The organism is Traorella massiliensis, assembly GCF_900104665.1.
Taxonomy (GTDB): Bacteria; Bacillota_I; Bacilli_A; order Erysipelotrichales; family Erysipelotrichaceae; genus Traorella; species Traorella massiliensis.
Genome location: NZ_LT629969.1, coordinates 770854 through 796031 on the forward strand (window position 1 = coordinate 770854; position 25178 = coordinate 796031).

Sequence of the window (25178 nt, forward strand, 5' to 3'; positions counted from 1 at the left end):
TGTGTTATGATCAATGAAAGAATTCAAAAATTAAGAAATCTTATGAAAGAAAAAGGAATTGATGCTTATTATATTCCAACGAGTGACTTTCATAACTCTGAATATGTTTCAGATTATTTTAAGGCTAGAGCTTATATGAGCGGTTTCAAGGGAAGTGCAGGCTTTTTGCTTATTACACAGAAAGAGGCTTGTTTATGGACGGATGCCCGTTATTTCATTATTGCAGCGAATGCGATCAAAGGCAGCGAATTTAAATTAATGAAAATGAATGAGCCTGGTGTACCAACCTTAGATGAATATATCAAGATGAATTTAAATGAAAATGATACGCTAGGTTTTGATGGAAGAGTTGTGACTGCAACTCAATTTAAACATTTTAAAGAAAGTTTTAAGTTAAATTTTAAATGTGATGAAGATTTAGTAGGTATGATCTGGGAAGATCGCCCGGCATTATCTGATAAAAAAGCTTTCTTTATGGAAGAACAATATAGTGGTAAAAAGACAAGTGAAAAATTAGAGGATATTCGTAAGGTCATGAAAGAACATCATGCAGATGTACATGTTGTTTCTACATTGGATGATCTAGCTTGGATCTTTAATATGCGTGGAGATGATGTTCACTCATGTCCGGTAGTATTAAGCTATGGTGTCATCTTTATGGATAAGGCAGCTTTATTTATCGATGAAAAGAAATGTGATGAGGGCATGAAAAAGAACTTTGAGGAATGTCATGTTGAACTTTATCCATATAATGATGTTTATGAATATCTGAAAAAGCTGGATAAGAATCATCGTGTGATGGTCAATGAGGCTGTGATCAATTCATATTTATTAGAATGCATCCCTTGTGAAATTGTAAATGTGCCAAATCCAAGTACGATGATGAAAGCAATTAAAAATAAAGTTGAAATTGAAAATACGAAATGGGCACATATCATGGATGGCGTGGCTGTTACAAAATTCATGATCTGGCTGAAAGATGAAATCAAAAAACGTGAAATTAGCGAATTAGAAGTAAGTGAAAAGCTATTAAGCTTTAGAGAAGAATGGGCAGATTTGATTGAACCAAGTTTTGATACGATTGCTGGATATGGGCCAAATGGTGCAAGCATGCACTATACCGCAACAAAAGACTTTTATGCTATGTGCAGAGCAAAGGATTTTTTGTTAGTAGATAGCGGAGGAACTTATAAGCAGGGTACTACAGATATAACACGTACGTTTATGCTTGGAGAAACCTGTGAAGCCTTTAAAGAAGATTATACAACGGTATTAAGAAGTCATATTGCGCTTGCAAAGGCAAAGTTTTTATACGGCTGTAGCGGGCCGTCATTAGATGGTATCTGTCGTGAACCTTTCTGGGAAAGAGGCATGGACTTTAAGCATGGTACAGGACATGGTGTTGGTCATGTGTTGAATGTACACGAAGGTCCAAATAACTTTTATTGGAATCCATCTAGAGGCTTATGTGTGTTTGAAGAAGGTATGATTACAACGGATGAGCCAGGTTATTATGTAGAAGGATCTCATGGAATACGTATTGAAAATGAATTGTTATGTGTCAAAGATATAAAGAATGAATATGGACAGTTTATGAGATTTGAATCCTTGACATTATGTCCATATGATTTGGATCCGGTTTTAAAAAACATGTTGACAAACAGTGAGAGATTGTGGTTAAATAATTATCACAGAGAGGTTTTTGAAAAGCTTTCTCCGTACATGAATTCTTATGAACTGGAAAAGTTAAAAGAATATACTAGAGAAATTTAAAAGCAGGCAACTGCTTTTAATATGCGGATATGGCGGAACTGGTAGACGCGCTAGATTCAGGTTCTAGTGGTAGCAATATCGTGCAGGTTCAAGTCCTGTTATCCGCACCATTATTCAAGATAAGCCCTAGAAATAGGGCTTTTTTGATGCTTATTTTTGCTCATGACGTATTTCGTGACGCATTTTTTATTGCTTTTTATGCCACTTTTTGTTGTGGCAGTTTATAAAAGAAATGAAAACTTTTATATTAAAGGAAACATTAGAAAAATGGATGTTTGACTTATTATCATAGAAAAGCAGATAATGTGCAAATTTTAAAAGAAGCAAGAAATTATGAAGTTGATTTTTTAAGAAAATATCAGGATATAGAAATATCAAAGACAAAGAAGCTGCTGGACATGGGTATTGTCACATATGATGAATTTAATCAAAAGAAAAAGCAAGTGCTTGGAATATAGGCACTTGCTTTATTTTTTTGCTTGGATTGCATGTTTTCGTTTTCTATTGATAGAGTTATCTATTTTTAAATTTTTCATTGCTTTCATAAAGATAATTAAACCTGTATTGGTGAAAATAGGATTATTGTCATCGTCTGTATATAAATCAAATCCTCTTTCAGTATAAAAACTCTTTAATTTATCATTATTTTCACATTCAAGATAAACGATTCTTCCACCGATGACTCTATTCACTTCAATGACCTGATGAAGAGGTAGATCGAATATATCTTCTCCTGTAATTAAAAGATTGTAATCGTTATAAAAATTCTTTCCTATTTGTCCAATCAGTATAGCTGGTATTTGAGAATTTGCTTCAAAAGTTGTTCCTAAATATTGTTTCTTTTTTTTGACGACCGATTGTATCTTCAAGAGTAATAGGTCGATTGGCCAAAGTAAAATATGCTACAGGTGCTATATCAGTTTCATTTATTCCTAAAATGATATATGTTCTTGATTTATCCATTTTCTCAAATAGAATTGCCTTTTCTTTAATGAACGATTCTATATCCGGATTTATTGGACAAGAAAAATCGGCGAGAAATTTTTTTGTTATTTCTTCGCCGATTTCATTAATAAGGTCACATAATTGAAATACATGCAAATCCATTTAATCACTTCTCAAAATACTTTTTAATTGATTTTGCATCTTTAATTTTAGCAATTGGAGTTTTACTGACACTAACTTTATCAGTACTCTCAAGGATGTTATTAAATGACTTTAATGTTTTTTTATTAACCTTAATCGTATTATCAAAACTTTGCGTCGCCATAAATAATCCTCCTCTCGTTCTTTGACCATGGTCCATGGTCAATATTACAATATTACAATAATATAAAAAAATAGAATTTGAGAAAATTTTTTATAATATTTATAAAATTCCGAGTTAATTTTAAGGTATTTTAAAGATGAATTAATAAGTAAAATCATAAAGATGTAACAAGAGCTTTCAACAGAAAAAGTAAGTGATGCGTTTATTCATCGAATGAAAACAGCGAGAAATAATGATCTCGCTGTCTTTTTTTGTTTCAAATTTTCTGAGATTTTTAAAATACAGTTTCTAATATATTCTCTTCCTTCATCGTTAGTTTCAACATAGGCTTTTGGGAAAAGAAATTAATTATGATTCGAAAGAACTCTTTATGTCGGTTGTTTTAGGTATGTCTGCCGGTGCGGTTCTTGGAGGTGTGGGAAACATTGTTATTGTCATCAATACAAGAAAGCAGTCAAACCAGCTTCAGGCAGATATGAATACACTAGAACAGTTTAGAAATATTACTGATCTGACAACGGAAGAAAAAATTGTTCTTGACAGGACTATGAACATTGCTCAACAGGTATTGAATAATTTTAATAACAAATCTGTTATAGGGAATGCAGTGCAATTTGCCAGTGATCAAGCGCAGCAGATGTCGGCCCGTGAGGTTACTCGCAATTTTTATAAATTTCTTCAGCTACAGGTGGATGCGGAATCGCGTTTGGCTAGCGAGAAACAGGCTGTGATGAATGTATTGCAGAATGCACAGGCTATACTTCTGTGAAGTTCCATTAAAGAACACAAAGAAAATACCCTCATATCCAAAGATACAAGGGTATGCTTAACGGTCATGCGTTTAGGTATTTCTTCATCTCAGCCTTTATCTTTTCTCTGGCGGCGGTTACAGCACGACCTACGGATTGTTGGCTGCAATGCTCGATTTTCCCTATCTCCTTATAAGTCATCTCATACTCATAATGGAGCAGAAAACGCCGCCTTTGCATTTCTGGCAGATTTCTGATAATTTTCTGGAGCAGTTCTGCCCGTTCTTCCTCAAGAATGACCTCCTCAATGCTTTTAGGCTGTCTTACCGCCCGCCAGTTCAAAGTCTCCTCCATAATTTCCGAAAACTCTCTGTGACGGTAATCCCATCCCTCAATTTTTCGTTCATCAAGTTCCAGTCTCCGAAACGCCATGTAGAAGTCATACGATACGCACAACTTTTGGATTTTTCCCTGCCCGTCACGAAAACTGATATGATAGCTTGTTCCTTCCTCTGTCACTACCTCCCGAAGCCAGTATGACCGTTTAGGTATCGCCATTGCCTTGTCCTCCTGCTAAAAAATGGGTGAGAGGGGTTGTCCTCTCACCCAGTAGCCCGCAGGAAACAGCAGGGCTTTAGATACTATAAGAGTTTTCTCAGCTTTTTCCGAAGATGGTCTAACCTTGCATAGACAGCACCCGCCGATAAATCAACCATCGGAGCAATCTCCTTTAGGGAATATCCCTGCATTTTCAGCAGGACAATTTGCAGGGTACGCTTGTCCACCGTAAGCAATGCACGATACAGTTTTTCGTCCTCGATTTCATTCAGCATATCCCAGACTGTGTTGACCTCCATAGGCGGCTCCTGCATGGCAGTTTCCGCTATGTATTCCCCAACATCATTCAGGCGTGTGTAAAACCGTCTGTCGGAATTAAATTCTTCTCTGTCAAAAGTGCGGATTTCCTCAATCGTTTCTTCATCAACGCCGCACTCCCGTAAAATCTTTTCTTCTTTCTCTTTCCAGAGCCGCCATCTGCGCTCTGCCTTTCCGTGGTTGTATGCCACTGTTCTTTACCTCCAATCTGAATTTTTTGAAAATCCAGATTGGCAGGCGGGGAACGACACCCAACACCGAAAACAGGCTTGTCCTGTGTCCTGACAAAAAACGACAAAAGAAAAACCGCAAAGGCTGTCAGACCATTGCGGTTATCAGAAGTAAAAGCTCTTTTATGTAGATATTTGTCCTCTGCTTTTAGCGCATAAAAGAGCCATATCAGAACAAGGATTTTTTTAACAGATTATCCTCGTTTCTGTCTGGCAATATGTAGAACGCCGCACGGATCAGCGGCAGAATAGAAAGTGAAAAAAGACGCAAAAAATCCCTCCAAACTCAAAACGGGTTTAGAGGGAGCGTTAGGGCATAACAATACAGTCCGTCAAAACTCCGTTTTTTTATATGGCGGACTGATTAGCACTATCCGAAAAAGAAAGAGCCGATGATCCGTGAGGTAACTCACAAGTTCATCGGCTCTGCGTCTGTGCGTCTGGCTCTTTGATAATTATCATTTTTTGATTCTGTATATCAATTAGTGTTTCTTGTTTGCATTTTGGGCAGTACAACGGAAAATTTTTTAATATCGTGTCAAAGCATATTTGTATTCGGGTTTTATTACCACAAACAGGGCATAAAAGCCATTTCCTATCGTTCGTAACATCACCGCCTTTGATTTATTGATTAGTTGTGGACGATTTTTTCTTACAAATTGTGCTTGCTAAAATTTCCACAATTACTATTGTTCCGAGTATGCCCCACGGGATTATCCATGAAAGATTAGTGGGCATTTCAAAACGATAAAATGTCGCTATTCCAAGCATTATAGCTAATACCCCCATACCACTGCCCACAACTCTGCATAATCTTTTCTCATCATATCTTTGCTTTTTCTCTTTACTCGATGTATTGTAACCAGCGATTAAACAACTGCCTTTTCCAGCAAGTAAAAGTAGAGAAAATACAGCAAGCATAATAACAACAGCCCAGCATAACAATATTGGTGCATTCATTTTCATAACCTCCTATTCATCGTTCTCATGCTTGGCGTTATACTGTTTTTTTAGCTTATACACAACAAAAACAGATATAAACATTAACCCATAAATAATTCCCAAAGCGGTTTCTGTAATTTTACCATCGACAACTATACCAGACTTTCCAACTATCAAATCGTAAATACAAGCTATGAGAGCCACAAAACCAAACAATCCCAAAAAATATATTAAATGTTTCTGCTTATTTTCTGTTAACGGATATATGTCATATAAAATAAATTCGATACTGCATAGAACAATGGTAAATAGAATAATTGTTAATTCAGCCCATTTCCCCGATGCCCATTCTATTCCTTGCGAATATAATAGTGTATTAAGTAGTAGTAAGCCTATAAGGCAAAACATACCATGTTTAAATATATTTCCTCTTTTTAATAATTGAAGTTCATCTAATTTCTTTATTTTTCTCACAATCTATTCCTCCCAAAATAACTCGTCTAATGTTTTTCCTAACACCTTACATATCTCTATACAGAGTTTTACAGACGGATAGTAGTCACCTTTTTCAATAGCATTCATAGTTTGACGGCTAACACCAATAGCCTCAGCTAAATCTTTTTGAGTCATATCCCGTGCAGCCCGTGCAGCCTTAAGTTTCAAATTTTTAGCCATAATACTTATCCTACTTTCATAAGTGCATATCCCACTCCTCATTCTACTTCATAATTAAGGTTAGCATAAATCGCTCCGAAAAGTCAAGTAACTTTGACTTTTATTCAAAATATATTTACATTCAATCTCGCTTATCTCAATGAAAAAATAATTTCCCTCTCCACAATCTCCCTCGCACACGCCCGTATGTTATTCATTCTCTGCACCCATTCTAAGGCGTTTTCCGCCTTTAGCTGCTCTGTGATACCCTGCGCCCGTTTCATCTGCTCCGTGAGCCTTTCCATGCGCTCCTGCGCCTGTCTGTCGATGTCGGCAAGGTAAGCGTTCAGCCTGCCGCTTGTGAGCAGGGTTATGTGGGTGGCTCTGCGGTATTCTTTCAGATACCGCAAGTGCCGCTGCCCCCATACGCCTATGGGCTGTTCTTTTTCGTCTGGCACGGTAAGGCAGGGGAGAAGATAATCCCCCTGCTGTTCATAAGTGCCGCCCAACTGTTCAAAGATTGATTTCGTCATTGTCATTCCCTCCATTACCGTTTTTTTATCTTTTTCGTCTTTGCGTACATGACCTTTATCAGCAGCTCGTCCACGCAGTCCGTATATCTGCCCGCCGCAAGTAACTTGTTGCGGAAGTCAATCAAAGCGTGGAATACAAGCTGCCTTTCTTCCTCGCTAAGATACAAGTGATATTTTCCCATAGCCTTTCCTTTCTTTGAGAGGGCAGGCGTTTTTCCTGCAAGGGTGTTTCAGCACCTTTGCGGAAAATACCCGTTCCCCTATGTAGCCGCCGAAGCGGTAACAGATTTTAATCATCTGTTCTGCCCCGGCATTGGTTTCCGTGCGGTCATAGACCTCAATCCTCTCCACAAGGAGATTGAGGTTTTCAGCAGTCAATTCCTGTATCCCCACATACTGCGCCATCAGTTCCGCCCACCTGACAGCGTTCTGCTGATTGTCCTTAACCTCCTGCATAGCGGTTTCTAAAGCCTGTATCTGCCCTAAAAGCTGTTCCTGCTCGGTCTGGTACTTATCCATCAGACGGTTAAAATTCTCATGGGAGATACGCCCCGATACACTGTCCTCATACAGACGATCAAACAATCTCGTCACTTCCTCATACCGTTTCTTTGCCGCTTTCAGTCTGTCGGCGTTGTTTTTCCCCTTGCTCCCGTCCGCTTTGGCGTTCATCTTCACTGCCAGAGCCACCGCTTTCTCCCTGTCCTCATAGGCAAGACGAGCGTGGTACTGAATATCCGCAAGCACCGCCTTGTATAAATCCTCATAGAAAATACGGTGGTCTGTGCAGGCTTTGGTGTCGTGGGCGTAAGTGGTACAGATATAAATACGGTGTTTTTCCCTGCCCCAAAAGCGTAATCCTAACGCCTTTCCGCAGGTGCCGCACTTCACAAGCCCCGCAAAGGGAGATACAAAGTTATCGGCGGTATCCCGCCTGCGGCTCAAAATCTTCTCGTTTGCCCCGTCAAAAACCTCCTGCGTCACAAGCGGCTCATGGGTGTTCTCCACGGTAATCCAGTCCTCTTTTGGTACTTTCTTTGAGGCGTTGACCTTGAAGATACTCTCGGCCTTGCACATCACGCAATGCCCCAGATAGAGGGGATTGGAGATGATATTGCGTATGACAGTGTGCGACCACTCATACTTGTTCTCTGGATTTTCAAACCGCTTGGAGTAGTCCTTTTCGCCTCTGCTGTGCAGCCACCATGACGGACAGGGTACTTGTTCCTTGCGGAACACGGTAGCGATTTTATGCACTCCCATTCCTGCGTTGGCAAGTTCAAATATCCGTTTCACAATCCACGCTGTTTCCTCGTCCACGATCAGCTTGTTGTGGTTATCGGGGGATTTGCGGTAGCCAATCGGGTTAAAGGAAGAACGGTACAGCCCCGCTTTTGCCCTCGCACGGATAGAGGAACGGATTTTGCGGGAATTATCCCGGCTGTAAAACTCGTTCATCACATTTTTCAGAGCCGCTATATCGTTGTTCTTGTTGGCGGTGTCCACACCGTCATTGACTGCGATATACCGTACATTCTTCATTGGGAAGTAAATCTCCGTGAAGTGTCCGACCTTCAGATGGTCACGCCCCAGACGGGATAAGTCTTTCGTAATGACCACATCAATCTTGCCCGCCTCGATGTCATCAAGCATACGGTTAAAGCTCGGACGGTCGAAATTCAAGCCGCTATACCCATCATCCACATAGATTTCCACCACCAGAAAGCCATGCTCCTTTGCGTACTGCGTCAGCATGGCTTTCTGCGTTTTGATACTCTCGCTGTCGCCCTGCAGCATATCGTCCTTTGATAAGCGGCAGTACAGAGCCGCCCTTAACATCGCCATTCAGCTCGCCTCCTTTGTATCTGTACTGCCCTCATTGTATTGCGGAAGTTTGATTATCTCAAAGGTGCGGGGAGAGGATTTTCCCCTCCGCACCTCGTTCACAAGCAGGGAAATAAATAATTCCCGCATATCTGCGCCGCCCGTGTAAGCCGCCTGCACGATGATTTTCGGGCGCACCGCTGTCTTTGCCATAGGCATACCTCCCTTCAAAATCTCACTGCTTTAGTTCCTTTTTCAGAGCCGCAAGGAGTTTCTCCGCCTCTTCCTTTGTCAGCGTAATGCCCTTGCCGCATTTCTCACGGGCAGGGGAAAAGCTGCGGATGTCGTACTTTGGCTCCTTCCCGTTCCACGCAATCAGGTTGATTTCCTTTGTATAGCCACTGTCGCCCGTGGAGAGGACAGCGATTTCTCTCACGATTTCATACTGTATTTCTTTCATCAAAGACCTGTCCTTTCTGTCTGTTACCCGCCGAGAAAAGAAGATTATCGGCTGTCACGGTTTCGTTTTCTCTTCAATTCACGCTCTAATAAGCGGATAATAAAATCCTCCATCTGCTTTGGCGTTGTGCCTCTGGGGAAATATTTCCGCAGTTTGTCCATACCGATTTTCACGGTTTCCCTCTGGTTTGCCTTTTCCTCGGTCATAATCGCAAAGATGGTATCCATATCAAGCCGCCCCATCTGGCTTAACTTTTTCATGCGCTGCGCCTGCGAAAGAGAGGGAGTAGCGTCCTCGCTTTCCATCGTAATCCGCAGGTTTTCCTGCTCGTCTTTCTTCAAAAAGGACAGTTCCACCGCAGGGGTAAGGGCAATCTGCCCCTCGTCCACCATCTGTAAAATCGGCGGGATTAACTCGGTCAGGCGGATATATCGCTGTACGGTGGTCTTTCCAATACCAAAGCCCTGCGCCACCGTTTCGTCCGTCCGCAACTTCGTCCCAACTTGGGACGAAGTTAAATCCGTGCGGTATCCCTGCCTTTTCATCGCCTCCAACTTCATCTTATAGGCAAAAGCCCTCTCGCTCGGCAGGATATTTTCCCTCTGGATATTGCTGTCCACAAGGGTAATAATCGCCTTGTCACGGTCTAAGGGCAAAACAAAAGCAGGGATTGTCTCTATCCCTGCAAGCTGTGAAGCACGGACACGCCGCTGCCCTGCGATGACTTCGTACCCGTTCCCGTCCTCTTTCGGGCGGGTTATGATGGGTGTTACCACACCAAACTCTTTGATACTCTCCGCCATTTCAATCAGCAGTTCGTCCTCCACCAGACGGAACGGGTTATCGGGGAACGGGTGTAAATCCTCAATCTTCAGCACGGTAAAATCCTGTTTTTTCAATGGCTTTCCTACCTTTCTCTTGACCTGTTTTTATTCTGTTTCTGCAATTCTTCTAACACTTCGGGCGGGATTTTCTTAAGCAGGCGTTCCAACTGCTGATTGGTGCGCTGCAGCTCAAATATCTTCTGGTTGGCTTTTTGCGCCTTTAATTCCTCTGCGTATTTCTCGTCACGCAGCCGCCCCGCATAGTCGATTTCCTGCCCGATTTTCTTTTTGAGGCTGTCGATATAGGCGCTCTGTTTCCCGATTTCCCGTGAAAACTTTTTCGCCTCAGGCAGCCATGCGGAGAGCAGGGAGAGCGCCTTATCCCGTTTCTTCCCTGCGTTAAAGGCGTTAATATCGGACAGCGCCGCCACGATTTCCTCATACTGCTTATCCAGTCTGCCGCCTAACTTAAAGAGCCATGTGGGGATATGCTTTCGCCCCGTAATCATTGAGGACTGCCCCCGTTCCAACTCATTCCACCGTGCGGACATACGCTCATGGTAGGCGGTCTGCCACTCGGATAAAGACTTCTGGTTGCCTAAAAAGTATTTGGCAGACAGCTTTCCCTCTGGCGTAATCGGTACAAAGCAAAGGTGCATATGGGGTGTTTTCTCGTCCATATGCACCACAGCAGAGAGGATATTTTCTTTTCCCACACGCTCCGCTATGAAGTCCAAAGCCATAGCAAAGTAGGCTTTCTGTTCCTCTGGCGGTAAGCTGTTCATAAATTCAGGAGAAGCGGTAATGAGGGTTTCCACCATCATCACGCTGTCTTTGCGTACCTTGCAGCCTGCCGCCTGCACCATGCGGTTGATCTCTTTTTTGTAAGTGTAGCGTGGCGGCGGCACAAGATGATAATTGTACTTGGAGCGTTCCATATCAATATCGGGATTGCTCTTGTACGCCTCTTTCTTCCGTTCATTGTGGCGTTCACAGGCAGCCACGGAGCCTGCCTTGCGTTTTTGGAAACGCAGGATTGCATAAGGCATAAGCGTTCAACTCCTTTCTTTTTTCGGCGGGTGTTCTTTGGGCGGTGACGGTGGTGACAGCGATGACGGTGGTTTTGGGATGCCCCCTAAACCTGTGCGGCACTGTCACCGGCACCGCCTTTCCCCGCAGCCGCAGGCGGCGGGGAGCAGTGCGTAAGCCCTGCTGAAAGGGAGTCCAGAGGGAAAGTCTGGCACACGACCTTGCTTGCAAGGTGTAGTGTGTTACACCCTGCAAAAGCGGGCTGTAAAAACCGGGACGGTTTTTTCAGCCGCAGGGGTGGCTTTACGAGCCGCAAGAGGCGAGAAAAGCCCACGCCTGCACGGAGCGTTTGCGGGGTGTTCTCCCGCAGGGTGGCAGGACGCATATCGAAAAAGCATTGCCATTGCCGCCACGCCTGCCACCCGAAGGGCAAGACCGCCGGATTTCACTTTGCTGTGTCGTCAGTGACAGACGCAGGGGGTATCCCGACATCGCCGTCACCACCGTCATCACTGTCACCCGCCTGCTTTGTGAGCGCAATCAGCCTGCCCTCTTTCTTCCTGCGGTACGCATAGCCGATATAGTTGACCGCTAAAAAGGTTGTGCGGTACTCGTTGAGCCACTTGGTAATGACCGTGGGCGGGGTGTCTGTTTCCGCCATCGCCGCCAGAAGCTCCGTAGCTGTGCCGCACCACTTTTCTTTGTCCTGCATGAACTCTACGAGCCGAAAAAGGACAGGCGGTATGCTTTCCCTCGCAAGCTGCTCCTGCCCCTTGCGCTCCACCATTTCCCAACTGCATTCCCTGAAACGCAGGACAAACTCCTGATACTCAATATCCCTGCCGACGCAGTAGAGCCTTGCGGTATCGGACGCACGGGTTTCCTTTTCCAGTACAAAGGTGGCGTCTGCGCTCCCCGTCAGCCCTGTTGTTCCCGATACCTTGTTGAACACATCACTGTCGTTCTGCTTGCGGATATGGTGGACAACGATGACCGCAAGGGAATGTCTGTCAGCAAACTCCTTAATCTGGGAAATATCCCCGTAATCACTGGCATAGGCATTGTCCTTTGAAGCGGTGCGTACCTTCTGCAAAGTATCAATCACAATGAGCCTGCTGTCGGGGTACTCCTTCAGATAGTCCTCCAACTGCACGATCAGCCCGTCCGTCAGCTTGCAGCTCGCCACAGCGAAGTGCAGTCGGCTGTCCGCCTCGTCCGTCAATCGGAATAGCCTGTCCTGTATGCGGAAAAAGGTATCCTCCAGACAGAGGTACAGCACATCGCCTGCCCGTGTCTCCATTTCCCAGAATGGCAGTCCCGCCGACACGCATAAGCAGAGTTTCAGCATGAGCCAGCTTTTGCCGATTTTCTGTGAGCCGCAGAACAATATCAATCCCGTGGGGATAAGACCGTCCACCACAAAACGGGGTTTATCAAGCGGCTGATAGAGCAGGGTGTCTGCGTCCACCATGTTCAGCTTTTGCATGGGTATCCTCCTTCCGCTTTCGTCTGGTTGTTGCATACTTGTCCATAGGCATTCGACCTCCTTAAAATTTTTATATCCCTGTCACAAGGACGGGGATATGTAAGCACAGCCATTCCATACGGTTCCACGCTTTCCCAAAGCGGTGTTGTCACTGTCAATGCTGTGCATGGATTAAGCAATGGGTGCGCTCTCGTCGTCGCAAGCTTTATATCGTTCATTTCCGTGCAAGCACGAAAATTCACTCATTTCGCTGCTCCTCCTCTCCTCACAAAATCTCCGATTTTGCGAGGGCTCCGAGAATTAGGCGGCACTGTCCGTTGCGGCAGGTATCCCTCTGGCGGCTGCTGTGAAGTTGTCAAGGTACAGACGGGCAGACTTGCCCCTACCTTACAGCCCGTGCGGATAGCCGATTTTGGACACTGTGTTCTGATTTTTTGAAAAAGAAAAGCACCTGCATGTATCCGTTCTTTTCTCGGATAGTTGCAAGTGCTTGCCATCAGATAAATCCGTATTCAGTTGTATATGTTCTCTAACAGAAGTTCACATCAGTAGAAAGGTATCAACATGGATGTTACCAATATACAGCATTAAATAATAATGCAAAACAACAGGTTGAAAAGATTCAATCATTCGCTAACGAGCTTAAAATCAAAACCGTATTTGATACGAATATAGATTCCGCAGGCATGTATTATGATGGAGTGGTATATATCAATCCTGAATCAGAATTAGCACCGCTAACAACTTTCGTTCATGAATTGACACACGGAGCGGAATCATCGAAATATTATGAATCTCTTCAGAATCTTGTTTTCAGTTTACAGAATGATGAGGATATTCGTTACGGACTGGATCTGATTAAAGATAAATATAATGAAAATGGAATCGATCTCAATGAGGGTAGTGCTATCAGAGAATATGTGGCCATTCAAACGCAGGATTTGTTAGGTAGCGAAGAGTTTTATGTAGAAAAATACGCAGCAGTTGAAGCAATTCTGGATATATTCAGCAAAGGTGAAATTATTAGAGTTGAAAATAACTGGAAAGGAAGAGAAAAAGATACGGTAATTATTATTGCTCCTATCAAAATTGGTAATAATGATAAATTTATGTCAGCTATTATTGAACAGTATACAGGATCTAATGGGTTAAATATGCGATATTATCTCCACGAATTAATTATTTTGATAAAGAAAAAGCAACAAGCGAAATGCACAAGACCCATATTTCAGGGACGCAAGACGTTGTTGCTTACGCCTATAATATACTAAATGAGGCAGCTCGTGTCAAGGATTTTGAAAAATCTATTGACAATATTATGATTCGAAAATGATAATGTCTTAATATAACGAAATTGATTTTGTCCCAAAAGTCATATATGATAAACCTTTCATGAAGGAGAGGTTTATATGCGAAAGGTTGTATTAAGAATGAACGAACAATTTAAATATGAAATTATTAAGAAATTAGTTGACAGCAATGGAAACAAGAAGAATGCTGCTTTAAAATTGAATTGTACTGTTCGTACGATTAACAGATTAATTCTTTTATATAAGAATGAAGGCAAAGACGGTTTTGTTCATAAAAACCGTAACAGAAAACCTTCTACTACGATTCCTGAAGAGATAAAACATCAAGTTATTGATTTGTATCGTACGAAGTACTTGGGTTCTAATTTTACTCATTTCTCTGAACTTCTTTTAAGAGATGAAAATATTTCTGTCAGTGATTCCACTATCAGAAAATGGCTCTTCGATGTAGATGTCCTCTCTCCTAAAGCAAGAAGAAAAACTGTCAAAAAGCTGAAATGTATTTTAAAAGATCGAAAGAAACAATCCAAATCAAATAAAGAGATCGTTAAGATCGAAAACAAGCTTGAACTCTTGGATAGATCTGAAGCTCATCCAAGAAGACCTCGCTGTGCTTATTTTGGTGAAATGATTCAAATGGACGCTTCTCCTCATCTTTGGTTTGGCGATGTCACTTCACCCACGGCTTCCAGCATACCAAGACACTTGTCTCCAACCACCAATTTAACCCCATCCAAACCACGGCCGCGGAGCCACTGAAAGAAATTGACCCAACTGGCCTTGTCTTCTTTCATACCCTCGGCTGCACCAAGAACCTCGCGGTAGCCATCCTCGTTGACCGCAATGGCTACCAGAATGGCTACATTTTCAAACTCTCCACCCCAGTTGCGGCGTAGGTAGATTCCATCCACATAAACATACGGATACCGTCCGCTTTGCAGATGGCGGTTCCGCCAATCTTCAATGTGGACATACGCTTTCTTGTTCAGCTCACTGATGGTAGAGGGAGAGACCTTGCTACTCCAGAGGGCCTCGGTGATGTCCTCCACACGCCGGACGGATACGCCGGCCAGGTACATCTCAATGAGAGCCTCTTCCACGCTGCTCTCCCGGCGGCGATACCGCTCGATGATGGCAGTCTCAAAGGAGATTCCCTTGAGCTTAGGCACCTTGAGAGTGACATCCCCAGAAGGGGTGGTGAGGTTGCGGCTATAGTGGCCGCTGCGGTAGCCCTGTCGCTGCTCGTTACGCTCGTACCAGGCCGCCTGGGTTAGTTTCTCCGCTTCGCCCTCCAGTAGCTCGTTGAGCGTTTCCTCTACGCTGCCTCGCACCAGCTCCTTGAGCTGCCCCTTGATTACTTCCTCGTTTAGCTGTACAATCTTCTCGGACATGGTTTGCTGTCTCCTTTCGAATGGTGTGTCGCGACTTCATTCTACCAGAGATCTGCAAACCATGTCTTTTTATTTGCTTTTTAATTTGCGAAATTTATTGTACCTTATCTATTTCACTGCAGTAGAAAGTGTGGTATGATTGTAACGAAAGATGCAGCAGGTGCGCGAAGCATCTTGGCATAGTACACGGTACGTGGGCAAATGATATGAGTGCAGTATACTCATGCCATATGGAGGAGCAATGGAGAGAAGGAAAACGCAGGCTATGGCGTCGCATAGCGCCATGTTTTTATTGCTGAGTATTTTTACATTTGTGTTTCTTGGTTCGGAATATCTATATGTCAATATGGTCTCCCGCATTGTCGAGGAAAGCCAGACGGTCATTGCACAAAATTATGCGCTGGGCGTCAATGCCCTTGGATTTCTTATATACCCGCTGATAAACCGCGCTGTCCGCGAGAGGAACAAGACGATCCTTATATTTTCCCTATCGTTCCTCTCCATTATCTGCATATTTTTGATCCAACAGCACATCTCGTTTTCCGTCACGCTTGCGGCAGGCGTGGTTCTGTTTCTGTTGCTGGGCGTTTTTGGCGGCTCCGTTCATTATCTGGCTGCCTGCACGATCCGGACAGAACGTATAGCCAGCCTGGTGGGAATCTCCTATGCGGCCGGCATCCTGCTGCAGTACGCAAACAACAATTTGGTGAACATAGAGATCGCGGAGGCCGCGGTACTCTCTGTTTCCCTTGCGGTACTGAGTGTTTTGATCATGCGCACACGCCGTATCCACAAAGAAGCACTCGCCTCGGATGAGACGGCGCCGCTCCGAACCGCGCTTCGCCCCGATGAAACGTCCAGAAAGAAAATACCGGCGGGACTGCTCCTGGTCCTTCTGGTGGCCCTGATGGCCTGCGTATTCAGCACATTGGATAACGCGATCACCCTGGGCCATGCGGCGGGCACGATGGACATCGGGCAATGGCCCCGTATGCTGCTTGCCCTGAGCGGCCTGGCTGCCGGTTTCCTCTTTGATATCCGGAAAAGAAAATATATGGCGCTGATGATGTACTGCGTGATGGTGCTCTCGGTGCTGTGTGTGATTGTTCTCCGGTGGGGCGGGCCATTCCTGACCGGAGTAGCGGTCGCCTATGTGGCCTCCGGATTTTTTGTCGTGTTTTTTACCACCAGTTTTTTGGAGCTTGCTGCCTGTATGCGCCTGCCGGATATCTGGGCCGGCATGGGACGGGCGGTGAATAATCTCGTGGCGGCGCTGATTACCAACGGCTCGGTGACGCTGCTCCTTGCCGGCAGGAGTATTACGCTGATCGTCCTCATGCTCGTGCTGTTTGTCGCGGCCAGCATCCTGACGTTTGCCTACACTGTCAAAGTCCATGCCGTATTGGCGCCGCCCCCGGCTCCGGCGGCGGGCTACACGCCGAAGGAAAAGTTCTCTTCCTTTGCCAGCCTCTATTCATTGACTGACCGCGAGCGGGATGTGCTGCAGTATTTACTGGTCTCGGACGGCAGCGTGCAGGATATCGCGCAGCAGATGTCCCTTTCCCGGTCTGTGCTGTATCGCCATATCAGCAGCCTGAATGAAAAGACCGGAACCCAGAGCCGGATCGGCCTGCTGCAGTTCTATTATGAGTGGATGTCGGAGAACAAGGGCGTTACCCCTGAAAAAAGCCGGATTTCAAGGCGTGAGACAAATGTACCCCCTGTCATTCGAAAAAAACGATGTAAAATAAAAAAAGAGACAAATGTAACCTTATATTTTAAGGCCATCTATGCTACGCTTTCCACAGATACTGGCGCAGCATCCCGGCCTACGACAAACCGCGTCAGGATCTCCTGGCGCGGTTTTTTGCGTCCACCCCGTCCGCAGCGGTGTGGGACGCTCAGGTCAGGCAGTCGCTGTATAGGTCAGATAACATCGGAGCCTGCCCCATCTTCCCAGGAACCCGCGGTGTCGATCACGGAAACGGCGGCCAGGACTGTGGATTTGGAACTGTATGAAACCCCAGATTTCAGCATCCAGATTCCCAAGGGCTGGACGGTCACCAGCGGTGGTAAAGGGATGTATCACTCCATCCGGATTCAGGACCCCGCTGAGCCCCTCAATCAGATGTTCGTTCTCTTGAAGGCGGATATCCTGCTCCACAGTCAGGAGGGAAAGGACGCCTGGACCTATTATTCCGGCGTGACCGGTATGCCTGATATGCAGATATTTGCCCAGGCTCCCGTGCTGTCCAGCCCATCTACAGAGAATTTTTATCAGATCTTCCCGCAGTACGCCGACTTTGCCGCCCAATATGGCCCCGGCTATGCCGGCTATACCTTCCCCCAGTTTGAGGCCTTCACTGTGACCGAGCGTTTCCCGTCCACCGGCAGCCTGAGCGCCTACGCGCTGGGCGATGAGCTGCTGCGGGCCACCTTCACCGAAGACGGCAGAGAGGGAGAGGGGATGTTTGCCGCGTCGGTCGTGGATTTTGGCAGTGTTCCCATCGCGGCCGGCCCGCCGGTAGGCTACCAGCTCCCCCCAGGCGGACGGCGGGTATTATATGGCGTATAACATCATGGCGGTCACATAACATCATGGCGGTCACAGCGGCCAAGGACACCTTCGTTGAGTGGGAGGGCATTTTGACCGAGAGCCTCGGCACACTGGAGTACTCGGAAAACTTTGTAAACGCCACCATCCAGGCGGGGCAGGAAGTGGTACAGCAGGCCATAGACTTCAGCCGAAATGCAAACGAGGTGCTGAACGGGATCATGTCTTCCTGGAAGGCGCGAGACACCAGCGTGGACATCCAGAGCCAGAAGCAGAGCGACGCCACATTGGGATATGAGCGCGTTTACGACACGGAAACAGGTGATATCTACCGGGCGGAGAACGGCTGGAGCGACAGCTATTCTGGGGAGCGCTATCAGCCGGTGACGGAAGACGAGATGTACGTACAGCCCATCAGCGGCTATATTGAGTGAAAACTGCCCTGCTTACAACGACAGGTAGCTGCATTTTTTTAACGAACAGGAGGAGCGTGAATGAATTATAGTATCTCGAAGATCATCCCATATGTCCGTCGGTATGTGCTCCTTGGAATTTATGACGTGCTGGACGGCGAAGGAGTGCCTTATCAAAAGAAAGAGGACACGGTCGTGGCCAAAGCGGAGGTATACGGCAATCTCAGCACCTTTTCTATCTCTGCCGAGGAGCAAGAGATGGGGACCGAGCTGAAGGTCACCATGCTGCAGTCCTGCGTGGGATTGTCTGAGCAGGGAAAATAGAGGGCCATGACCGCTGTGATGGATCGAATCGTACAATATCTGGAAAACGAGCTTTTGATGAATAATCGCGCTGCTATAATAATGCCGCAGAAGGAGACCTACTATGAAAAGTCAATAGAAAATATTAGAAATTTTCGGTAGTAAGAGTAACCATGACAAAAATTCCTAACGATGTAGGATTTTTTGAAAAATTGTTGATATCTGACTAATCTAAATTGAATGATTCATTTGATTTGATCAGTTTGAATATCACTCTCACTAATTTGCCTGCACAATGCCCAAGTGCGGCATAGTGAGACTTTCCTTCACTTGTCTTTTTAAGATAATAATTCATAAAAGTTTTATTATTCTTGCAGACATTGTAGGAAGCCCAAATGAGCGTATAACGAAGCAGAGAATTGCCTCGCTTTGACATTCGTGATTTTGAGGCATGCCATTTCCCTGATTGGCGGACGACAGGATCCAAACCTGCATAGGCTAGGACTTTACTTGGTGAATCAAAATTGTTAAGATTATTAGTGACAGATAGAATGACTGAGATTTCCAAATGACCAAGTCCCGTAATGGGCTTCAATGGAGTATCAAAGTTATTCACAAATGCTTCGAGCTGTTTATCGATAGAAGCAATCTGTTCATCATAAAGTTCGATTTGATTCACAGCCATTTGGGCTTGAAGAGCGAAGGAGTGACTGGGGATACCGATGGATTCCCCTGCGATCTTCTTCAGCTCTAGTGCCTTATCTTTCTTATAACGACCGTGGGAAGCCTTTATAAGAAGTCTGGTAAGAACATCAATTCGGACTTTTTTAATGGATTGAGGCAAAGGGTATTCCTTGATCAGTGCATAAGAAGTGTTGATGTGCAGGTTGTTTTTAAAAAAAGGGGCTAATTCAGGAAAGATACGGTTCATATAGGATACGAGCTGAATCTTCGCTTTGGTTCTCATCTTGGTCAGATTTCTGCGGGAACAGCAGAGGGAATAGATTTCAGAGAAAGTTTCGTCGCGATGTAAAGTGTTTTTCTGTTCTTCCTTGTAAAGAGCAGAACAAATAAGCAGAGCATCGATGGAATCGGTCTTGGTATTGCGAATGTTGGCATTACGTAAAGAACTCGTTACCAAGGGATTGATTACTTTAAAAAATAAATTGTTTGATACAAGAAAATGAATGAAGTTATCAGCATAATGGGCAGTAGATTCAAAGCCGATAATTAGTTTTTCAGATTCTTGTAGAAAAGATAAGATTGAACCCAGAAACAAATCGAAACCAGATTTTGAGTTTTGAAAAGGAAAAGGTTCAATCAGGATTACACCGTGCTGATCAGTCATCGCAGCATAGTGAGTTTCTTTGGCGATATCCACGCCGACAAATAGAGTCATAAAAAAGACCACCTTTCTAAATTACCTGTGATAGTAATTCCACGGTGATCTATTCTCATAACCTTGCGTGAGATAAGTATTCAAAGACACATCCAACTAATCAAAGATAAAATAGGCCGTGGCAATAGTCTCCTTAGAGTAGTCAAGCTACATGATATATAAAGAGAACACAGGCTATTTATATCATACTATAGATGACTAGAAAGGAAAACGATGATTACTACCTTCAAGGTATGTAATTATCATACAAGGATAAATATGGATAAGAAACGTGCAGGAGTAATAAAGCTTTTGATCTTGGCAGTGGTACTAGTCGCTGCGATAATTACCGGTTTTTTAACTGGGGCAATACAACCAGATGCGCTTGCTTCCAGTTGGGCGTTTAGTGCCGATGTGTTGCTGCGCCTTGTTATCATGATGGCAGGGGTACTGTTCGTGGAATACCTGGTAGAGCTTATCTTGGGATATTGCAAGCCAGAGGCACATCGTGCCCGGTCGGTGATTACAATTATCCGCAGCCTGTTGAAATACGCAGCTGCCATCGTTATACTCTGTTGGGGCCTGACGATCATTGGAGTAAATATTACGGTGGTATTGGCCAGCGTAGGGGTACTGACGTTGATCGTTGGGTTCAGTGCAGAGAGTCTTATTGCTGATCTTGTAACTGGCCTATTTATGCTCTTTGAAAATCAATACAACGTGGGAGACATTGTGGAGATAGGGGGATTTCGTGGGACAGTGACCGATATTGGCATTCGCACGACATCAATTACCGATGCCAGCGAGAACATCAAAGTCATCAATAACTCGGATATGCGCAACATTTTAAATCGATCTGATCGCGTCTCAAAGTCTATTTGCGATATACCTATTCCCTACAAGACCGACTTGGAAGACTTGGAGGCAGCTCTTCCAGGGCTGCTTGATGAGATCTACAAAGCACATAGTGATGCAATGAAAGCGGAGCCTGTCTACTTGGGTGTGCAAAGTCTGGCCGGCAGCGCTGTTATACTGCGTTTTTGTGTGGATGTGAGAGAGGAAGATATCTACTCAGCAACCCGAATCCTCAATCGAGAGCTGTTGCTAGGCTTCCGTCGGCTGGGAGTGGAGTGCCCCTTCCCGCAGTTGGATGTTCACAGCAGATAGGCTATGAAAAGGAAAGATGTGCGGCATGAGCCGCCTTTAGAGCATAAGCTTCCGTCAGAGGATACTTTACCTGAACAATTTCCTCTGCCAGAGGAGTATATGATCCCGCCGGAACCTTCTCCTGGACCAGAACGCGCACCGTTACCTCCTGAGTTTCACAGCAGCGGAAAAAACAATTCGTTTAGGATGAAGCGCAAGAACATATGGCGTATGGCAACTATGTTGTTCTCGCTGATATTGTTGGCCGTTGCGGTGTATGAGGCCGGATTGCCAGAAGCTGGAGATATGACCTCTTCTATCCCACCCGACGATGCAACGCAAGTACAGCCTAATGATAATTCTATGCAGGTTCCGCCATCAGCAGAGGAACTGCCCCCAGAGCCTAAAGAGGAAAGCTCCATTTACACCGCTACCATAGGCAGCTCTTACGGCCTGATCGATGTGACCCTGGCGGATCCTGAGACCATTTCATCGGCCAAGATCACCATGTTCGATCAGATTTCAGGAGAAACATACTATGAAGACCAATTTGGCGCCGGTATTCCCCAGGAGGATATTAAGACCGGGCATTATAGCACTACATATTATAATTATGTACCGGATTTTGAAGCCTACTGGGCGGCCAACGGCGAGGGCGCTTTCCCTGACTTTGCGTTCACACTGACCATCGAGCGGACAGACGGAGAAAGCGAGGAATACGCGTCCGAGCATATGGGAGACGGCCCGAGCTCCATATCCGTGCGGTACGAAAAGGATGCCGGCGCGGTGAAGGTCCGGCTGTATAACTTGCTGGGCGAGGATTTCATCCCCGTGGTTTGCGGCGCGCCGGAAGACGCTGCGGGCGAGACGGTCAGCGTGACGGTGTTCGTGGACGGCCAGCCCATCCCACAGGAAAACTACACGGTTGCGGATGAAACAGAGGAAAGCCAGGTGTCCCATATGGATACTCCGGATGAGGTGGAGACTGTCACAGATTATATCCGAGTGATCACCGCCACACTGCCGCAGCCCATTTCCGCCGATGCCAAGGTGACTGTCGCGCTGGATATGGAGTTGAACGGGCACCGGTTTACCTACAAAAAACCGATTATAGATCCGCTGGTCTGACACTGAAATTGACAGAAAGGAAGGAGTGGAGAAAATGGTAAAAAAATGGGGCAGGAAGCTGCTATCCCTGGCCCTCGCATTGGTACTTGCCCTGGCAATGTCCGTGACGGCCTTCGCCTTCAGCGATACCCGGGGGCACTGGGCGGAGGAAACCATACGCGCCATGACGGAAAAGGGCTATCTCAGCGGCTATCCGGATGGCACCTTCGGGCCGGACAACACAATCAGCCGGGCGGAGTTCATGAGGATCTTGACCTCCATGTATGGCCTGACGGAACGGTCAGACGCTTATATCCTTTGAACAGACGTCCGCTCTGACGCATGGTACGCCCCCTGTATGGGAGCCGGTCTGCTGCTGCCGCTGTATCCGGGGCATTACATCTATCCGGAGGAGCCTCTGACCCGGCTGGATGCGGCCTACGCCATCCTCATGCCCCATGACATCGAATTTGACTATGAGAGCACCTCGGTCCAGTCCATGGGCGACTATGCCGGATACGCCGGCGACGCGGACGTGTGCGCCGTAATCTCCACGGCGCTGGACAGGGGCATCATGAAGGGAACGGGCAGCGGCTTCGCGCCTTACGAATACATGACCCGGGCGAGCTGTGCACCCTGCTCAGCCGGCTGAATCCTGAGGAAGCCGACGTGGAAAAGCTTAACGGCATCATTGACGGCCTGATCGACGATGTGGCCGCCAGCGCGCCTGCCCAGGGGGTGCAGGGCACTGTGGAGGGCTATTCCGAGGAGTATGAGCAGGCGCTCTTTGAGATGGTGAACACGGCACGGACGGAGAACGGACTTCCCGCGTTGTCCTGGAGCAACGCCCTGGCCGGCATTGCCCGAAACCATGGCGCGGACATGATCCGCCCTGAATGAGTATGCCGGGCTTCGGGAGCAGGCACAGGGTTTCGACCTGGTGCAGCTGTATGAAGCAAGGCAGGCCATCCGCCCCGGCAAAGAACAAGAAGCGGAGAACCGGGCACAAGAGGTTTACGGCGAGAAGTACAACCCACTGCTGATGTTTGACAGCAAAAAGTCGGTTTCCCGTATGCTGCATGAGGATATTGAGCGGCAGGCAGTACGGAGAATGATGTGACAGGCGCATAAGGAGCAGCAGACTTTTCAAAAGAAAAAGAGTGAACAGGAACGGTAACCCACCGTTCCTGTTCACTACAAACCTTAACGGGATTTCCCCATAACATTTGATTTGTCTTGATAATTATTTACATCCCATCATTCAATAAAACCAAAGTATATCGCAGCAGCTGCGACAAGAGCGATTCGATACCAGCCAAAAATTCTGAAATTATGTTTTTTGATGAACGACATAAGGAAACGAATAGATATTATCGATACCAAAAACGCAACCAACATTCCGGTAAGTAGTACAGCACACTCAATAGCTGTAAATTTTATGGGCTCTACTCCCGTTTTAGTGGATAGGAGTATTTAGAAAGGGTTAGGGACAGCGAGTTGGAGTTTACCAGCAACGAGGTAAATCATCGAGGCAAAGCCCTCATAGGTATTAAAGCAACGGGCTTTCCGTTTGGCTGCCTGTATCATGGAGTTAATACCCTCACAGACAGCGTTGGTAATGCGGTGGTAGAAGTAGGCCAGTATCTTCTCCTTGTGGTTGCGTAGTGTGGTGGCAGCGTCTTTCATGGTCCAACATACAATTATGGTAACGACTCAGAGAAAGGCGGTTATCCATAATGTTAAACGAAAACATAAAATCAATCAGGAAATCAAAAGGACTTTCACAAGAGGAACTTGCTGTTAAGCTGAATGTGGTTCGACAGACAATTTCCAAATGGGAGCAAGGGTTGTCTGTTCCTGATTCTGATATGTTGATTTCTATATCAGAAGTGTTAGAAACACCAGTAAGTACTTTGCTTGGAGAAACGATTTCCGAGTCGAAAGCTGCTGATTTAAGAGCAATTTCTTACTGAATGTTTATTAATATCCCAAGTTTTCATGTATTAGAATTATTTCAAATTCGCCAGTCATAGGTTTTTCCCATAATACCGAAAGTCCTCTACATATTCTTTCCGGGCTTTTACAATCATAACATTTGTCCGCTTTTATTGCACAAGGCGTTTTGACTCCTAGCCTTTGGGCATTTAACGGAGCTGCAATATTTCTTGCCCTGTACAATGCACTGTCATAATCCTTCTCAATCTTGTTCTCACCTATGACAAAATAAACCTTTTCATGCCCATAAAATATGGATGCAACACGATTACAATTTCCATCTATGTTGACAATTTCACCACTTTCAGCAATTCCATTTACTGACGTAATATATATGGATGCTGCGTTTGCCTCTAGACGAACATCTTTACTTGTTTTTCCTTCCGGTATCCTATGATGCCAAAACACTTGATTATGTGTACTTAGACTTTCAAAAAGTCCCATCTTTTCTAATGTCATAGAACCTGCAAATCCTACAGTTTGATTATCAATTTGGGAATTTATATAGTTAGCTGCTTCGGAAGCAGTTTCAAAGCAATTAACAATATAGCCTAATGAAATCAAGTTTTTCTTTATCAAATCAAAATTTCTTCCCACGATGTTCTCTCCAAATTCATGCAAAAATTCAAATCTACCTCTGTGTTTCATTATACATCATAAATGTTAAAATTTCTACCCGCCGTCTATTGACCTTGATTGTGAGGAAAATAGGCGGCTTTTTTTTGTCGCCTAAAAATTTTGGCTCTACTCCCGTTTTAGTGGATAGGAGTATTTAGAAAGGGTTAGGGACAGGGTAAGGTAGAATAAGTTGCGCAAAAATGAATCAGGCAATGTACAATTCAACGAGGAAATTTTCAAGGGCCAAATCATCTTTTATTAAGAAATTAAAGAAAATAAATTCATAGATTACCGCAAAGGTTTTTGTAAAAAA

At 45.2% G+C, this 25178-nt stretch carries 34 protein-coding genes, 1 tRNA gene and 2 pseudogenes; 16 read left to right on the plus strand and 21 right to left on the minus strand.

What is annotated here, in order from left to right:
• The first annotated feature begins 6 nt into the window (after positions 1-6).
• The 3 genes from BQ5367_RS11025 to BQ5367_RS13740 all read left to right on the plus strand — a co-directional run bounded on the left by BQ5367_RS11025 (position 7) and on the right by BQ5367_RS13740 (position 2231).
• Positions 7-1773 carry an aminopeptidase P family protein gene (locus BQ5367_RS11025; RefSeq protein ID WP_071442543.1) on the plus strand — a complete coding sequence of 589 codons (1767 nt, stop codon included), beginning with the start codon at positions 7-9 and terminating at the stop codon, positions 1771-1773.
• A gap of 23 nt (positions 1774-1796) precedes the next feature.
• Positions 1797-1883 (plus strand) — tRNA-Leu (locus tag BQ5367_RS11030).
• Between the two features lie 195 nt (positions 1884-2078).
• Complete coding sequence (locus tag BQ5367_RS13740; RefSeq protein WP_154667093.1) at positions 2079-2231, plus strand: hypothetical protein; 153 nt, start codon at positions 2079-2081, stop codon at positions 2229-2231.
• Positions 2232-2240: 9 nt separating this feature from the next.
• Here BQ5367_RS13740 and BQ5367_RS13415 read toward each other — a convergent pair whose 3' ends face one another.
• Genes BQ5367_RS13415 through BQ5367_RS13555 form a run of 3 tightly spaced genes read right to left on the minus strand, consistent with a single transcriptional unit; the run spans position 2241 to position 3043 of the window.
• Complete coding sequence (locus BQ5367_RS13415) at positions 2241-2642, minus strand: hypothetical protein (RefSeq protein ID WP_143052392.1); 402 nt, start codon at positions 2640-2642, stop codon at positions 2241-2243.
• Complete coding sequence (locus BQ5367_RS13595) at positions 2587-2880, minus strand: hypothetical protein (protein ID WP_071442546.1); 294 nt, start codon at positions 2878-2880, stop codon at positions 2587-2589. Before BQ5367_RS13595 ends, BQ5367_RS13415 begins: the two co-directional genes overlap by 56 nt.
• Before the next feature lie 4 nt (positions 2881-2884).
• Positions 2885-3043 (minus strand): hypothetical protein, encoded by a 159-nt coding sequence (locus BQ5367_RS13555; RefSeq protein ID WP_154667094.1) that lies wholly within the window; start codon positions 3041-3043, stop codon positions 2885-2887.
• A gap of 415 nt (positions 3044-3458) precedes the next feature.
• On the opposite strand from BQ5367_RS13555, the gene BQ5367_RS11050 reads away from it, so the two are divergent.
• Positions 3459-3812, plus strand: coding sequence for a hypothetical protein (locus BQ5367_RS11050; protein WP_143052393.1), 354 nt, complete (start codon positions 3459-3461; stop codon positions 3810-3812).
• A gap of 64 nt (positions 3813-3876) precedes the next feature.
• Here the strand turns inward: BQ5367_RS11050 and BQ5367_RS11055 are convergent, their stop codons facing one another.
• The 13 genes from BQ5367_RS11055 to BQ5367_RS11115 all read right to left on the minus strand — a co-directional run bounded on the left by BQ5367_RS11055 (position 3877) and on the right by BQ5367_RS11115 (position 12650).
• On the minus strand, positions 3877-4350 hold the full coding sequence (locus tag BQ5367_RS11055) for an RNA polymerase sigma factor (protein WP_071442548.1): 474 nt from the start codon (positions 4348-4350) through the stop codon (positions 3877-3879).
• Positions 4351-4433: 83 nt separating this feature from the next.
• On the minus strand, positions 4434-4859 hold the full coding sequence (locus BQ5367_RS11060) for an RNA polymerase sigma factor (protein WP_071442549.1): 426 nt from the start codon (positions 4857-4859) through the stop codon (positions 4434-4436).
• Between the two features lie 456 nt (positions 4860-5315).
• Entirely contained in the window at positions 5316-5522 is a 207-nt protein-coding gene (locus BQ5367_RS13135; protein ID WP_074022020.1) for a cysteine-rich KTR domain-containing protein, read from the minus strand.
• On the minus strand, positions 5523-5864 hold the full coding sequence (locus BQ5367_RS11065) for a DUF3784 domain-containing protein (RefSeq protein ID WP_071442550.1): 342 nt from the start codon (positions 5862-5864) through the stop codon (positions 5523-5525). It abuts the gene before it with no gap.
• Positions 5865-5870: 6 nt separating this feature from the next.
• Complete coding sequence (locus tag BQ5367_RS11070) at positions 5871-6314, minus strand: hypothetical protein (protein WP_071442551.1); 444 nt, start codon at positions 6312-6314, stop codon at positions 5871-5873.
• 3 nt (positions 6315-6317) lie between these two features.
• Positions 6318-6515, minus strand: a complete 198-nt coding sequence (locus BQ5367_RS11075) for a helix-turn-helix transcriptional regulator (protein ID WP_071442552.1) — start codon at positions 6513-6515, stop codon at positions 6318-6320.
• Positions 6516-6646: 131 nt separating this feature from the next.
• Complete coding sequence (locus BQ5367_RS11080; protein ID WP_071442553.1) at positions 6647-7027, minus strand: TnpV protein; 381 nt, start codon at positions 7025-7027, stop codon at positions 6647-6649.
• Positions 7028-7183: 156 nt separating this feature from the next.
• Entirely contained in the window at positions 7184-8872 is a 1689-nt protein-coding gene (locus BQ5367_RS11085) for a recombinase family protein (protein WP_071442554.1), read from the minus strand.
• On the minus strand, positions 8873-9064 hold the full coding sequence (locus BQ5367_RS11090; protein WP_071442555.1) for a hypothetical protein: 192 nt from the start codon (positions 9062-9064) through the stop codon (positions 8873-8875). It abuts the gene before it with no gap.
• Positions 9065-9086: 22 nt separating this feature from the next.
• Positions 9087-9311 carry a YdbC family protein gene (locus BQ5367_RS11095; protein WP_071442556.1) on the minus strand — a complete coding sequence of 75 codons (225 nt, stop codon included), beginning with the start codon at positions 9309-9311 and terminating at the stop codon, positions 9087-9089.
• Positions 9312-9355: 44 nt separating this feature from the next.
• Positions 9356-10210, minus strand: coding sequence for a ParB/RepB/Spo0J family partition protein (locus BQ5367_RS11100; protein WP_071442557.1), 855 nt, complete (start codon positions 10208-10210; stop codon positions 9356-9358).
• An 8-nt stretch (positions 10211-10218) separates the two neighbouring features.
• Positions 10219-11184 carry a MobV family relaxase gene (mobV, locus tag BQ5367_RS11105; RefSeq protein ID WP_071442558.1) on the minus strand — a complete coding sequence of 322 codons (966 nt, stop codon included), beginning with the start codon at positions 11182-11184 and terminating at the stop codon, positions 10219-10221.
• A 425-nt stretch (positions 11185-11609) separates the two neighbouring features.
• Positions 11610-12650 carry an AAA family ATPase gene (locus tag BQ5367_RS11115; RefSeq protein WP_071442560.1) on the minus strand — a complete coding sequence of 347 codons (1041 nt, stop codon included), beginning with the start codon at positions 12648-12650 and terminating at the stop codon, positions 11610-11612.
• A gap of 686 nt (positions 12651-13336) precedes the next feature.
• Here BQ5367_RS11115 and BQ5367_RS11125 point away from each other — a divergent pair.
• Positions 13337-13921: a hypothetical protein gene (locus tag BQ5367_RS11125; RefSeq protein WP_071442562.1), complete on the plus strand. Its 585-nt coding sequence runs from the start codon at positions 13337-13339 to the stop codon at positions 13919-13921.
• Between the two features lie 159 nt (positions 13922-14080).
• Positions 14081-14719: a helix-turn-helix domain-containing protein gene (locus BQ5367_RS13425; RefSeq protein WP_235858783.1), complete on the plus strand. Its 639-nt coding sequence runs from the start codon at positions 14081-14083 to the stop codon at positions 14717-14719.
• Here the strand turns inward: BQ5367_RS13425 and BQ5367_RS13140 are convergent.
• A pseudogene (locus tag BQ5367_RS13140) lies at positions 14632-15351 on the minus strand (IS256 family transposase); the annotation flags it as partial. The gene BQ5367_RS13425 and the pseudogene BQ5367_RS13140 overlap by 88 nt on opposite strands.
• A 241-nt stretch (positions 15352-15592) precedes the next feature.
• Between BQ5367_RS13140 and BQ5367_RS13430 the strand changes: the two are divergent.
• The 3 genes from BQ5367_RS13430 to BQ5367_RS11150 are packed head-to-tail and all read left to right on the plus strand — an operon-like array spanning position 15593 to position 18642.
• Positions 15593-17926 (plus strand): helix-turn-helix domain-containing protein, encoded by a 2334-nt coding sequence (locus tag BQ5367_RS13430; RefSeq protein WP_071442565.1) that lies wholly within the window; start codon positions 15593-15595, stop codon positions 17924-17926.
• A gap of 23 nt (positions 17927-17949) precedes the next feature.
• On the plus strand, positions 17950-18339 hold the full coding sequence (locus tag BQ5367_RS11145) for a hypothetical protein (RefSeq protein ID WP_071442566.1): 390 nt from the start codon (positions 17950-17952) through the stop codon (positions 18337-18339).
• Positions 18340-18399: 60 nt separating this feature from the next.
• Positions 18400-18642, plus strand: a complete 243-nt coding sequence (locus BQ5367_RS11150) for a hypothetical protein (RefSeq protein ID WP_071442567.1) — start codon at positions 18400-18402, stop codon at positions 18640-18642.
• A gap of 205 nt (positions 18643-18847) precedes the next feature.
• On the opposite strand, the gene BQ5367_RS11155 is transcribed toward BQ5367_RS11150, so the two are convergent.
• A complete protein-coding gene (locus BQ5367_RS11155; protein ID WP_071442568.1) occupies positions 18848-20020 on the minus strand; it encodes an IS110 family RNA-guided transposase in 1173 nt (390 codons plus the stop codon).
• A gap of 258 nt (positions 20021-20278) precedes the next feature.
• On the opposite strand from BQ5367_RS11155, the gene BQ5367_RS11160 reads away from it, so the two are divergent.
• From BQ5367_RS11160 to BQ5367_RS11180, 6 genes are read left to right on the plus strand one after another with little or no spacing between them, the layout of a single operon-like run.
• Positions 20279-21166, plus strand: coding sequence for a mechanosensitive ion channel family protein (locus BQ5367_RS11160; protein ID WP_071442892.1), 888 nt, complete (start codon positions 20279-20281; stop codon positions 21164-21166).
• Between the two features lie 3 nt (positions 21167-21169).
• Positions 21170-22273, plus strand: coding sequence for a hypothetical protein (locus BQ5367_RS11165; RefSeq protein ID WP_071442569.1), 1104 nt, complete (start codon positions 21170-21172; stop codon positions 22271-22273).
• A 34-nt stretch (positions 22274-22307) separates the two neighbouring features.
• Positions 22308-22574, plus strand: coding sequence for an S-layer homology domain-containing protein (locus BQ5367_RS11170; protein ID WP_071442570.1), 267 nt, complete (start codon positions 22308-22310; stop codon positions 22572-22574).
• 36 nt (positions 22575-22610) lie between these two features.
• Positions 22611-22904: an S-layer homology domain-containing protein gene (locus tag BQ5367_RS13145; RefSeq protein ID WP_074022021.1), complete on the plus strand. Its 294-nt coding sequence runs from the start codon at positions 22611-22613 to the stop codon at positions 22902-22904.
• A gap of 17 nt (positions 22905-22921) precedes the next feature.
• On the plus strand, positions 22922-23152 hold the full coding sequence (locus tag BQ5367_RS11175) for a CAP domain-containing protein (RefSeq protein ID WP_071442571.1): 231 nt from the start codon (positions 22922-22924) through the stop codon (positions 23150-23152).
• A 40-nt stretch (positions 23153-23192) separates the two neighbouring features.
• Positions 23193-23372, plus strand: coding sequence for a hypothetical protein (locus BQ5367_RS11180; RefSeq protein WP_071442572.1), 180 nt, complete (start codon positions 23193-23195; stop codon positions 23370-23372).
• 137 nt (positions 23373-23509) lie between these two features.
• Here BQ5367_RS11180 and BQ5367_RS13150 read toward each other — a convergent pair whose 3' ends face one another.
• Both BQ5367_RS13150 and BQ5367_RS14035 read right to left on the minus strand, forming a co-directional pair.
• The gene (locus BQ5367_RS13150; RefSeq protein WP_083383253.1) at positions 23510-23725 is read right to left on the minus strand and encodes an undecaprenyl-diphosphate phosphatase; all 216 of its coding nucleotides are present in this window, start codon (positions 23723-23725) and stop codon (positions 23510-23512) included.
• The gene (locus BQ5367_RS14035) at positions 23726-23938 is read right to left on the minus strand and encodes a transposase (RefSeq protein ID WP_074022022.1); all 213 of its coding nucleotides are present in this window, start codon (positions 23936-23938) and stop codon (positions 23726-23728) included.
• 38 nt (positions 23939-23976) lie between these two features.
• Between BQ5367_RS14035 and BQ5367_RS11185 the strand changes: the two are divergent.
• Positions 23977-24225: pseudogene (locus BQ5367_RS11185) on the plus strand (helix-turn-helix domain-containing protein); the annotation flags it as partial.
• A 7-nt stretch (positions 24226-24232) separates the two neighbouring features.
• Here the strand turns inward: BQ5367_RS11185 and BQ5367_RS11190 are convergent.
• A complete protein-coding gene (locus tag BQ5367_RS11190; RefSeq protein ID WP_083383254.1) occupies positions 24233-24895 on the minus strand; it encodes a lactate utilization protein in 663 nt (220 codons plus the stop codon).
• Positions 24896-25178 lie beyond the last annotated feature (283 nt).